This is a genomic window from Priestia sp. SIMBA_032 (assembly GCF_046535215.1).
In the GTDB taxonomy this organism is placed as follows: Bacteria; Bacillota; Bacilli; order Bacillales; family Bacillaceae_H; genus Priestia; species Priestia aryabhattai.
In genome coordinates this window covers 1-242 of the sequence record NZ_JAWRXD010001416.1, presented here as the reverse complement: position 1 = coordinate 242, position 242 = coordinate 1, and the positions used below count along the sequence as shown (strand labels likewise).

At 62.4% G+C, this 242-nt stretch carries 1 protein-coding gene; it reads left to right on the top strand.

Annotation, left to right across the window (positions count from 1 at the left end; translation table 11 throughout):
- On the top strand, positions 1-242 hold a 242-nt coding region (locus SB717_RS38975; RefSeq protein WP_410908623.1), incomplete at both ends, for a WD40/YVTN/BNR-like repeat-containing protein.

Sequence of the window (242 nt, the reverse complement as noted above, 5' to 3'; positions counted from 1 at the left end):
ACTACAACACGATCAGCGCCCTGGCGGAATCGCCGGTCGACGAGAACGTGCTGTACGCCGGCACGGATGACGGACTGATCCAGGTCACGACCGATGGTGGTGAGACCTGGTCCGAAACCGAAGCCGGCGCGCTGCGCGGCGTTCCGGATCTGGCCTATATCAATGATTTCGAGCCGTCGCGCTTCGATGCGGATACCGTCTACATGGCGCTCGACAATCACAAGGCGGGCGATTTCGCGCCG